This is a genomic window from Kocuria nitroreducens (genome assembly GCF_042879195.1).
In the GTDB taxonomy this organism is placed as follows: domain Bacteria; phylum Actinomycetota; class Actinomycetes; order Actinomycetales; family Micrococcaceae; genus Kocuria; species Kocuria nitroreducens.
Genome location: NZ_JBHZTC010000039.1, coordinates 1 through 9,538, shown reverse-complemented (window position 1 = coordinate 9,538; position 9,538 = coordinate 1). Strand labels below are relative to the sequence as shown.

9 protein-coding genes are annotated in these 9,538 nt (G+C 70.9%); 5 read left to right on the top strand and 4 right to left on the bottom strand.

The window, feature by feature from the left end; genetic code table 11:
- Positions 1–161 precede the first annotated feature (161 nt).
- Genes ACFYE1_RS16805 through ACFYE1_RS16790 form a run of 4 tightly spaced genes read right to left on the bottom strand, consistent with a single transcriptional unit; the run spans position 162 to position 4,201 of the window.
- Positions 162–977: a triose-phosphate isomerase gene (locus ACFYE1_RS16805; protein WP_387745499.1), complete on the bottom strand. Its 816-nt coding sequence runs from the start codon at positions 975–977 to the stop codon at positions 162–164.
- A gap of 8 nt (positions 978–985) precedes the next feature.
- A complete protein-coding gene (locus ACFYE1_RS16800) occupies positions 986–1,453 on the bottom strand; it encodes a ribose-5-phosphate isomerase (RefSeq protein WP_387745496.1) in 468 nt (155 codons plus the stop codon).
- Positions 1,450–3,195, bottom strand: coding sequence for a dihydroxyacetone kinase family protein (locus tag ACFYE1_RS16795; protein WP_387745493.1), 1,746 nt, complete (start codon positions 3,193–3,195; stop codon positions 1,450–1,452). Before ACFYE1_RS16795 ends, ACFYE1_RS16800 begins: the two co-directional genes overlap by 4 nt.
- 1 nt (position 3,196) lies before the next feature.
- A complete protein-coding gene (locus ACFYE1_RS16790) occupies positions 3,197–4,201 on the bottom strand; it encodes a sugar phosphate isomerase/epimerase family protein (protein WP_387745490.1) in 1,005 nt (334 codons plus the stop codon).
- 92 nt (positions 4,202–4,293) lie between these two features.
- Between ACFYE1_RS16790 and ACFYE1_RS16785 the strand changes: the two genes are divergently transcribed.
- From ACFYE1_RS16785 to ACFYE1_RS16765, 5 genes are all read left to right on the top strand, one after another.
- On the top strand, positions 4,294–5,025 hold the full coding sequence (locus ACFYE1_RS16785) for a GntR family transcriptional regulator (protein ID WP_387745487.1): 732 nt from the start codon (positions 4,294–4,296) through the stop codon (positions 5,023–5,025).
- Between the two features lie 137 nt (positions 5,026–5,162).
- On the top strand, positions 5,163–6,170 hold the full coding sequence (locus ACFYE1_RS16780) for a 4-hydroxythreonine-4-phosphate dehydrogenase PdxA (RefSeq protein WP_387745484.1): 1,008 nt from the start codon (positions 5,163–5,165) through the stop codon (positions 6,168–6,170).
- Positions 6,171–6,237: 67 nt separating this feature from the next.
- Positions 6,238–7,221, top strand: coding sequence for a tripartite tricarboxylate transporter substrate binding protein (locus ACFYE1_RS16775; protein ID WP_387745481.1), 984 nt, complete (start codon positions 6,238–6,240; stop codon positions 7,219–7,221).
- Entirely contained in the window at positions 7,214–7,789 is a 576-nt protein-coding gene (locus tag ACFYE1_RS16770) for a tripartite tricarboxylate transporter TctB family protein (RefSeq protein WP_387745478.1), read from the top strand. Before ACFYE1_RS16775 ends, ACFYE1_RS16770 begins: the two co-directional genes overlap by 8 nt.
- 8 nt (positions 7,790–7,797) lie before the next feature.
- Positions 7,798–9,312 carry a tripartite tricarboxylate transporter permease gene (locus ACFYE1_RS16765; protein WP_387745475.1) on the top strand — a complete coding sequence of 505 codons (1,515 nt, stop codon included), beginning with the start codon at positions 7,798–7,800 and terminating at the stop codon, positions 9,310–9,312.
- Positions 9,313–9,538: the final 226 nt, after the last annotated feature.

Below are 9,538 nucleotides of genomic sequence, written 5' to 3'. Positions count from 1 at the left end.
TTCTCCACCGCATCCGCGGCCAGCACCCGCACCGTGTCCACAGCACGCCGATCCACATCGGTCCAGGTCAAGTTTCCATCGAAATCGGTCACAGTCAGGAAATCCTTTGCTCGTCGTCGGTTCGTGGACGGCGCTTCCAGCGCGTCCGGGGTCAAGCAGCTTCAGGAGGTCCGGTGGGCAGGGACGCCTCGGAGCTCCTCAGGACGCACCGGTCCTGGTGCTCGGTGCTGTGCCCGGGAGTTCTCGGCGGCACGGCCCGCGGCGAGGTCGAGCAGGCGCAGGTAGCCGTCCACCTCCCACGCCGACCGGCCGGCGAAGAGTCCGTCCACGCCGGGGACGGACAGCATCTCCAGGGCGTTGTCCGGGGAGACCGAACCGCCGTAGAGCACCCCGCGCACGCGGCCGGCGCACTCACCGGCGACAGCGGCGAAGACGGGCGCCACGTCGTCGAACGTCGCCGGCCGTCCGTTCTCCCCGATGGCCCAGATCGGCTCGTAGGCCAGGAGGACCTCCCGCGTGTCCGGCACCTGCTGCAGCGCCGAGTGGATCTGGGCCAGCACGTGCTCGACCGAGCCGCCGGAGCGGAAGACGTCGTCGGGCTCCCCGACGCACACGAGGGGTGTCAGACCGTGCCTCAGAACGCTGCGGACCTTGCGGTTCACAGTCTCGTCCGTCTCGGCGAAGTGCTCACGCCGTTCGCTGTGGCCGAGCTCGACGATGCGTGCCCCGGCGTCCGCGACCTGGGGCACGGAGACCTCACCGGTCCAGGCCCCGGCGTCCTCCCAGTGCGCGTTCTGCGCCCCGACCATGACGTGCGAGTCCGGTCCGAGCACGGCGCTGACCGTGGCCAGTGCCGTGGCCGGCGGGATGACGAAGGGCTGGACGCCGGGCCACCGGGCGGCCTCGGTCGCGGCGAGGGCCTGCGCGTAGTCCCGGGCCTGGGCCAGGGTCTTGTTCATCTTCCAGCTGGTGCCCACCCAGAGCGTCATGGGCGAACGGCCGGCTCTTCGTAGGAGCAGATGGCCGCGACCTTCTCCGCCGAGGCCGAGGCCGGGTCGAAGGTGTAGCCGAGCCACTCCCGGGCGAGGCGGCGGGCGAGCTCCAGCCCGACCACGCGCTGGCCGAAGCAGAGCACCTGGGCGTCGTTGGACAGGACGGCGCGCTCGACCGAGAAGGAGTCGTGGGCCGTGACGGCGCGGACGCCCGGCACCTTGTTCGCCGCGATGGCCACCCCGAGCCCGGTGCCGCAGACGAGCAGCGCGCGGTCGGCCTCGCCGGCAGCGATCTTCCGGGCCGCCTCGACGGCGATGTGCGGATAGGCGGTGTGCCCGTCGGCCGTGACCCCCACATCGAGGACGTCGGCAACACGGTCGTCACCGGCCAGGTCCTTCTTGAGGGCTTCCTTGTACTCGAATCCGGCGTCGTCCGAGCCGATGACGATGCGGTAGGTCATGATTCTGCTCCTGTCGGGGTGGTGTGCTCGCCGACGTACGCGGCGGCGGTGGTCATGAGGAGGGCGAAGGACGTGGCCCCGGGATCGGGGTGGCCGAGACTGTGCTCGCCGTGGGTGCGGGCCCGGCCCCGCCGGGCGGTGATCCCGGCCGTCGCGGCGGCGGCGTCGGTGGCCGCGGCCGCGGCCTGCCGCCACGCGTCCGACAGGGAGGCGCCACCGGCGTGGGCGGCCGTCAACCGGTCGGTGAAGGGCACGAGGGCGTCGACCATCGTCTTGTCCCCCACCGAGGCGCCGCCCCGGTCCAGGATCGCCGCGGCCCCCTCGCACAGGGCGGTCACGACGTCGGCCCCCGTGGCGCCCCGGTCGTCGGCAAGGGCGTTGCCTGCGGCGGCGAGGGCGGAGCCCCACAGCGCCCCGGAGGTGCCACCGGCGTTCTCGGACCATGCTTCCCCGGCGCGGACCAGCAGGGTGCGGACGCCGGCCCCCTGGGCCAGCGCCTCCTCCGCGCCGCGCAGTGCGGCGGAGGAGCCGAGGACCATGCCCTGGCCGTGGTCGCCGTCGCCGGCGATCGCGTCCAGGTCTCCCAGGGCCTGCTCGGAGGCGCCGGCGGTCGCGGCCATGGCGCGCAGCACCTCGGTGGCGACGGCGGCAAGCCGGTGCGAGTCCGGAGTGCCGGGTTCGACCTCCTGCCGCGCGACACCGTCGAGGACCTCCGTGCGCCGCTTCCGGCCGGACGCGCTTCCGCGCCGGAACGCCGGGGTGTCCGCGGGGGCGGTCCAGCAGGCTTCCAGCTCCGGGTCGAGGAAGGTCAGGCTCAGGGAGAGCCCGGCCATGTCCAGGCTGGTCACGTGCTCACCCACCTCGGGCGCCACCACGGTGAGGCCCGCCTCGGCCAGACGCTCGGCCACCCGCGCGTAGACCACGAAGAGCTCTTCGTACTTGGTGTCCCCGAGCCCGTTGAGCAGCACCGCCGCGCGTCCGTCGTAACCCGCCACGCCTCGTTCCGGCTCCTCGGCCAGCACACCGTCCACGAGCAGGTCGGCGACGGCCACCGCGCTGCCCAGGGACGTCTCCGAGATGCCCGGCTCGCCGTGGATGCCCAGGCCGATGGCCATGGTGCCGTCGGGAACGGTGAAGAGGGGCTCGTCCGCGCCTGGGAGGGTGCAGCCCCCGAAGGCCACACCGAGGGACCGGGTGCGTGCGTTGGCGCGGCGCGCGATCCGCTCGACGGTGTCGAGGTCGTGCCCCTGCTCGGCGGCGGCACCGGCGATCTTGAGCACGATGAGGTCTCCGGCGATCCCCCGGCGGTCCTCGTGCTGGTCCGGGGTGTTGGAGGCGATGTCGTCGCTGACCGTGAGCACCCGGGTGTCGATCCCCTCGGCCCGCAGCGTCTCGGCGGCCTGACCGAAGTGCAGGACGTCGCCGGCGTAGTTGCCGAAGCCGAGCAGGACGCCCCCGCCGTTGTCGGCGGCCCGCGCCACGGAGTACACCTGGGAGGCCGACGGGGAGGCGAAGACGTTGCCGCAGGCGGCTCCGTGCGCGAGGCCGGGTCCGACCCAGCCGGCGAAGGCCGGGTAGTGGCCCGAACCGCCGCCGAGCACCACGGCGACCTGTCCGGAGGGCGACTCGGTGGAGCGGACCACGCCGCCGTGGACGCGCTGCACGTGATCGGGATGGGCGAGGACGAAGCCCTGCAGGGCCTCATCGGCGAATCGTTTGGGGTCGTTGGTCAGCCGAGTCATGTCACTCTCCCAGTTTCACAGCGAGGATGCGGCGGATGTAGTCGCGGTTCTGGGCGGCCACGGAGAGGCCGTCCCCGCCGTAGTGCTCGACGCAGAACGGGCCGTCGAAGCCGACCTCCAGAGCCATCTCGATGGCACGCCGGTAGTTGATGTAGCCCAGCTCCATGGGCGCCGGCGCCGTGAAGTAGGCCCCGGTGGCCGGGTCGAAGTCCCGGTAGTAGTTCTTGACGTGCCAGTAGTTGGTGCGCGGCAGCATGGTCCTGAGCATCTGCTCCCAGTCCTCGACGGGGCGGTGCAGGCGGACGATGTTGCCGATGTCGGGGTTCAGGCCCACGTTCGGCAGCCCGATCTCGTCGACGAAGTCGACACTGGCCTGAGCATGCTCCAGGTACGTGCCCTCGTACATCTCCAGGGAGATCTGCACGCCGAGCTCGCCGGCTCGCTCGCCCACCTGGCGGAACCGGTTGATGGCGGTGCGCCGCACGGCGGAGTCGTCCGGGTCCTCCGCCCCGGGGGCGTGCCAGAACCACAGCGCCTGCTCCTGCTCTGGGGTCAAGGGGCGGTGCAGCCCCAGGCACACCACGTCCAGCCCGAGCCGGGCCGCTGCCTCGACCGTCCGCAGGGAGTAGTCGAGGTTCGCCGCAGCCACGTCCGCGTCGGGGTCCACCACGCTCCGGCGGGTCACGGAGATCGCGCTGAAGGACAGGCCGAACTCCGCCGCGGCGTCCCGGAGCTCGTCGCAGCGCGCGGCCGGAAGGTCGCCCGGCTGCACCCAGGAGTCGGTGAGGTCCACGTGCTCGAAGCCTGCGGCCGCCACCTCGCGCAGTGCGGGCCCCCAGCTGCTCGCCGGGGCATCGGTGCGCCGAGTCCCGTCCGCCAGGGTCCCGGGGAAGGACATGACGGAGGCGCCGACCGGCCACGAGGCCGAGGACTTCGTCACGGAGGGCGCGGACGGGTCCGGCGTGCGCTGGGCGCCCGGCGCGGTGGGGGACGACTTCAGGGACATGGATGCCTCCAGGGATACTCGAACGGGCTTTCCTCGATGCTATAGGATCTTGTGTGATGAAGACAACACCTCCAGCACATAGACTTCACGGCATGACTGGCGAGCCGCAGACCGCACCCAAGCAGCACCTGAGCCGCAAGGTCCTCCGGGACGACGTGTACGACACGCTGCTCGAGATGCTCCTGGACAGCAGCGTGCCGGCCGGCTCGCCGCTGAGCATCGACGGGCTGGCCCGCCAGCTCGGCGTCTCTCCCACTCCGGTGCGGGAGGCGCTGGTGCAGCTGGAGCACACGGGGCTCGTGTCCCGCGCCGCCCTCAAGGGCTACCGCGTGGCGCCGCCGCTGTCCTCCGGCCAGATGGCCGAACTGGTCGACGCCCGCATGGTCGTGGAGCTGGCCGCCATGGAGCGGGCCGCCGGCCGTGCCGCCGAGGTGGTGCCGTCCCTGCGGGCCGCCCACGCCCGGCACGCCGGGATCATCGCCGAGATGGGGGCCCTGGGGAACTCGGACGCCAACCGCACGGCGGCGAGCATGCGGCGGTACTTCGACGCGGACTGGGGCTTCCACACGGTCATCATGCAGAGCAGCGGCAACCGGTACCTGCTGCAGATGCTGGAGGGTCTCGGCACCCACGTGCACCGCCTGCGCCAGGCCGTGGGCCACGGCATCTCGGACGCGGAGGTGGCGCTCCACGAGCATGCGGAGATCCTCTACGCCCTGGAGTCCGGAGAGCCGCAGGGCGCGGTGGAGGCCATGCGGCGGCATCTCCAGGGCGTGCGCCACCGCGCGGTGGCGGACGAGGGCGGTTCCGACCCCACAGTGTGACCGGCACGACATAATTTTTGCCGCAGCCCTTGCGCAGGCTTTGTGACCTCTGACACTATGACTTCCATAGATCCAATAGGATCCCTGATCTACCCCTTTCGTAGACCGACTCACCACTCTTGCTCCGAGGAGAGAACATGACCTCCACTCCCAGCCCGTCGCGTCCCCGGATCGCCCTGACCATGGGCGACCCGTCGGGCATCGGTCCCGAGCTGGCCGTCAAGCTTCTCGCCGATCCGGCGAACCTGGCCCGCGCCGACGTCCTGGTCCTGGCCAGCGAGGCGGAGGTGCAGTCCGCGGCCTCGGAGGCAGGCGTGCAGGTCTCCCTCGCGGCGTCCCCGGACGAGCAGCACGCCGCCGTGGTCGGCAGCGACCTCGCCGACTGCTCCGTGCCCCGGGGCCAGGTCAGCAAGGAGGCCGGCGAGCGCGTGAAGAGCGACCTCCTCAAGGCCCTGGGCATGTACAAGGACGGTGAGGTGGACGGCATCATGTTCACCCCGCTCAACAAGACGGCTCTGCACCTCGCCGGGATGAACGAGGAGGACGAGCTGCGCTGGTTCGCCATGGAACTGGGCTACGAGGGCACCACCTCGGAGCTGAACTTCGTCCCGGGCCTGACGACCTCACGGGTGACGTCGCACGTGGCGCTCAAGGACGTCGCGGAGAAGATCAACGCCCGCTCGGTGCTGGAGGCCATCCGCCTGCTGCACTCGGTCGTCCGGGACTCCGGGATCGAGGCACCCCGGCTGGCGGTGTGCGCGCTCAACCCGCACGCGGGGGAGAATGGGCAGTTCGGGCGCGAGGAGATCGACCACATCGCACCGGGCGTGGCACTGGCCCAGCAGGAGGGCATCGACGCCTCCGGGCCCTATCCGTGCGACACCATCTTCATCAAGGCCCGCGACGGCGAGTACGACGGGGTCGTGACCATGTACCACGACCAGGGCCAGATCGCCATGAAGCTCATGGGCTTCGACCAGGGCGTCACCGTGCAGGGAGGCCTGCCGGTCCCCATCGCCACCCCCGCGCACGGCACGGCCTACGAGATCGTCGGCAAGGGCATCGCGCACACCGGCCCGACCCAGCGCGCCTTCGACATCATCACGGCGCTGGGGCAGCGCACGGCTGCCGACCGCCGCTCCTGAACCACTTTTCGCTCATCCACCCATTCCACCCGGACCTCGCGCTCCGGACCCTCGACGAGGAGAACCCATGTACACCAAGAAGACCGTGCTCCTGACCTCCGTCGCCGCGTTCAGCATGGCGGCCCTGACCGCCTGCTCCTCTGCCGACGGCGGTTCCGGTGACCAGAACGCCGACGGGTACTCGCCCGGTGAGCGCATCACCATGACCGTGCCGTTCAGCGCCGGCGGCGGCTCCGACCTGGCCGGCCGCGCCACCGCGAGCGGCCTGGAGGACGTCACCGGGTCCACCATCACGGTGGAGAACCGCGAGGGCGGGTCCGGTGCGGTCGGCTACTCGCACTTCATGGGCCAGGAAGGCGACCCGACCCAGCTGCTGGCCACCGAGACCGCGCTCATGGCGCTGCCCCTGGTCCAGGACGTGCAGTTCGACTACAACACCTTCACCCCGATCATGAAGATGGGCGACGACTACACGCTCGTCACGGTCACCCCCGACTCGCCGTACGAGACCTGCTCCGACGTGGTCGACGCCGCCCGCGACGGCCGTGTGGTGGCCGCCGTCTCCGGCGCGACGAGCCTGGACGAGATCGTCTTCAGCCTCATCGAGGACGACCAGGACGTCGAGTTCGACCGGGTGCCCTACGAGTCCGGCAGCGAGGTCCTCGCCGGCCTGCTCGGCGGTCACGTCGACGTCGCCTCCCTGAACCCGGGCGAGATCGCCGGCCAGCTGGAGTCCGGGGACCTCAAGGCGCTGTGCGCCCTCGCCCCCGAGCGCTACGAGTACGACCTGCTCGCCGACATCCCCACGGGCCAGGAGCAGGGCATCGACGTCGCCTTCGCCCAGTTCCGCGGGTACATCGCCCCCGGCGGCATCGAAGAGGAGGCCAAGCAGTACTGGATCGAGGCCGGCCAGGAGTTCGAGCAGACCGAGGCCTTCACCGAGTACATCGAGTCCAACTTCATGCAGGCCGCGCCCCTCTACGGGGACGACTTCACGGCCTACCTCGATGAGTACAACGAGAACCTCAAGCAGGGTCTGGGCGTTGAGTGACGTCGGAACCCGCCCGCGCCCGGCCACCTCGGACGTCGTCGGCAACGTCCTGCTCGCCGTCGTCGGCGCGGTCGCCCTCGTCGTCGGCCTGGGATACGGAGCCATCACCGAGCGGGGTCTGATCGGACCGGGGTTCCTGCCCGCCGTGGCCGGCGGCCTCGTCCTCACCTTCTCCCTGGTGGAGGTGGCCAAGCTGTTCCTCGCCCGGCCCAAGGGCCACAGCGGCTCCTCCCTGATGGACCAGGTGGCGGCGGTCGAGGAGGAGGCGTCCCACGCCACAGGTGACGGGGACCCGGGCGAGCTGGACACCTTCGGGCGCACCGCCCGGCAGCAGTCCGCGGCCGTCTGGAAGGTGTTCGGCGCCATCGGGGCCGCCATCCTGCTGATCCCCGTGCTCGGGATGCTCCTGTCCATGGGGCTGCTGGTGCTGACCCTCACCCTCTGGGTGGAGCGGCGCCGCGTCGTCCCGGTCGTGCTCACCGCCCTCGGCGCCGTGGTGTTCGCCTACGTCGTCTTCGTCCAGGTCCTGCACGTCCCGGTGCCCACCGGGCCGCTCGGGTTCATCTAGGAGGAACCGTGCTCGACAACCTGATGCTCGGCCTGGAGACCGCGGTCTCGCCCGAGAATCTCCTCTGGTGCTTCATCGGTGTGGCCCTGGGCACCCTCATCGGCATGCTGCCCGGCCTGGGTGCCACCACCGGTGTCGCGATTCTGCTCCCCGTGACCCTCACCATGGAGCCCGTCACGGCGCTGATCATGCTGGCCGGCATCTACTACGGCTGTCAGTACGGCGGGTCGATCAGCTCCATCCTCATCTCCACCCCCGGCGACTCCTCCAGCGTGGTCCTCACCCTCGACGGCTACCAGATGGCGCGCAAGGGGCGCGCAGGAGCGGCGCTGGCGATCTCGGCCATCTCGTCCTTCGTCTCGGCCATCATCTCGCTGGTCTTCCTGATGCTGCTGGCCGCACCGATCGCATCCTTCGCGCTGCGCTTCGGCCCGGCGGAGAACCTCGCGGTGATCCTGCTGGGCCTGGCCACCATCGTGTCCTTCTCCGGTGACAACGCCGTGCGCGGGCTCAGCATGGCCGCCCTCGGCGTGCTCATCTCCACGGTGGGCGTGGCCAGCGGCTTCTCCACGGACCGCTTCACCCTCGGCAACGTCAATCTGCTCAGCGGGATCCCCTTCATCGAGGTCATGATCGGGCTGTTCGCCGTCGGCGAGGTGCTGCACCAGATCCGCCGCGGCGGCGAGAAGCCCATCCGGGCCCGCTTCCGGGACATGATCGTCACGAAGAAGGACCTGCGCCGTGCCGTGGCCCCGACCCTCCGGGGCTCCGGCGTGGGGCTGGGCCTGGGCGTGCTGCCCGGTGCGGGCGCGACCCTGGCGACGTTCATGTCCTACGGCATCGAGAAGCAGGTCTCGAAGCACCGCGACGAGATGGGCAGCGGCGCGATCGAGGGCGTCGCCGCTCCGGAGGCGTCCAACAACGCCGCCGCGAACGCCAGCTTCATCCCCACCCTGGCCCTGGGCATTCCCGGCGGCGGCGCCACCGCGGTGCTCCTGGGCGCGTTCATCGTCTTCGGCCTCCAGCCCGGGCCCCTGCTGTTCGAATCGCAGCCGGCGCTGGTGTGGGGCCTGCTGGTCTCCTTCTTCTTCGGGAACCTCATGCTGCTGGTGCTGAACCTGCCGCTGGCGCCCGTGTTCGCCCAGGCCCTGCGGCTGCCCTACAGCTTCCTGTACCCCGTGATCATCTTCACCAGCCTCATCGGGGCGTACGCGATCGGCAACAACGTCTTCAGCCTGTGGGTGGTCTTCGCCGCCGGCCTGCTGGGGTATTTCATGAAGCAGTTCGACTTCCCGGTCGCCCCGCTGGTGCTGGGGCTCGTGCTGGGGCCGCTGCTCGAGAAGGCCCTGGTGCAGACCTCCGCTCACGGCGAGGGAAACCTGCTGGTGGTCTTCCAGCAGCCGATCTCCCTCACGCTGACCATCGCCGCGATCGTCCTGGGCGTGGGTCCGGGCCTGCTGCGGACCATCCGGGGCCGCCGCGCCTCGTCCACGGCCGACGAGGAGCAGAAGATCGACGCCTGAGCGCCACCGAACCGGAAGTCGCCGCACGCCTGCTCAGCACGTGCGGCGACTTCCTCGTTCCGCGCACCATCCGAGTGCGCGCCCTCCCTCGACGCTGAGCCGTGACCCGCCACGGGCGGTCGCCGGCGCCGCGGGGTGCACCGATCCAGAGGAGTGTCCCGTGACCGGAGTGTTCTCGGGGTTCTTCATCGTCTGGGCCGTCATCCTGACCGGCTACGCCGTGGGC

Coding starts and splice junctions, on each gene's coding strand:
- ACFYE1_RS16800 (WP_387745496.1), bottom strand. CDS start 1,453: ATGACCTACCGCATCGTCATCGGCTCGGACGACGCCGGATTCGAGTAC.
- ACFYE1_RS16790 (WP_387745490.1), bottom strand. CDS start 4,201: ATGTCCCTGAAGTCGTCCCCCACCGCGCCGGGCGCCCAGCGCACGCCG.
- ACFYE1_RS16795 (WP_387745493.1), bottom strand. CDS start 3,195: ATGACTCGGCTGACCAACGACCCCAAACGATTCGCCGATGAGGCCCTG.
- ACFYE1_RS16785 (WP_387745487.1), top strand. CDS start 4,294: ATGACTGGCGAGCCGCAGACCGCACCCAAGCAGCACCTGAGCCGCAAG.
- ACFYE1_RS16775 (WP_387745481.1), top strand. CDS start 6,238: ATGTACACCAAGAAGACCGTGCTCCTGACCTCCGTCGCCGCGTTCAGC.
- ACFYE1_RS16780 (WP_387745484.1), top strand. CDS start 5,163: ATGACCTCCACTCCCAGCCCGTCGCGTCCCCGGATCGCCCTGACCATG.